Here is a 509-nt window from a genome sequence, read left to right on the forward strand (position 1 = left end):
GATAAGACTCCTTGAGAGATTATCTTTTATGTAAAATCTCAAATATCACCTGATGTAATGTCAATGATAATATTAAGTGCGCTCTGAACAACATCTTTCTTGGTGTGATTAACATCTGACAAAAAGAACATCAGCTTCTTTATTATGTTCTTGTTGTTTATTATTTCACGCTCACAGAATAAAGCGTTGACTGCCTCTTCTATGACATTTCTCTCGTAAAAAAATTGAGAGTTAGCTTCATATAAAATATTGGCCAATTTTTCACCAAAAACCATATTATAATAATCACTGTGCATCTTTCTCCCCCAGGGTTCAGTCAATAATTTTACCATGCCTAATTATGACAGGTGTAACAAGCATATTTTGCTATATAAATAAAATACATAATACTGATTATTGTAAGAACAGGAAGCAGACTAATGGTTTTTTTTGTGAGCACATTCCTTCTTATGTAGGAAGAGGCTGTATTATATTCAGTCAACTCTTTTTTACTAAAAACATTATCTATG

At 31.2% G+C, this 509-nt stretch carries 1 protein-coding gene; it reads right to left on the minus strand.

Annotated elements, in window-relative coordinates; genetic code table 11:
- Positions 1-38 precede the first annotated feature (38 nt).
- Positions 39-296 carry a biofilm development regulator YmgB/AriR family protein gene (locus tag K0039_RS24965; RefSeq protein WP_000555341.1) on the minus strand — a complete coding sequence of 86 codons (258 nt, stop codon included), beginning with the start codon at positions 294-296 and terminating at the stop codon, positions 39-41.
- Between the last annotated feature and the right edge of the window lie 213 nt (positions 297-509).

This window comes from Terrisporobacter mayombei, from assembly GCF_020748465.1.
Classification (GTDB): domain Bacteria; phylum Bacillota; class Clostridia; order Peptostreptococcales; family Peptostreptococcaceae; genus Terrisporobacter; species Terrisporobacter mayombei.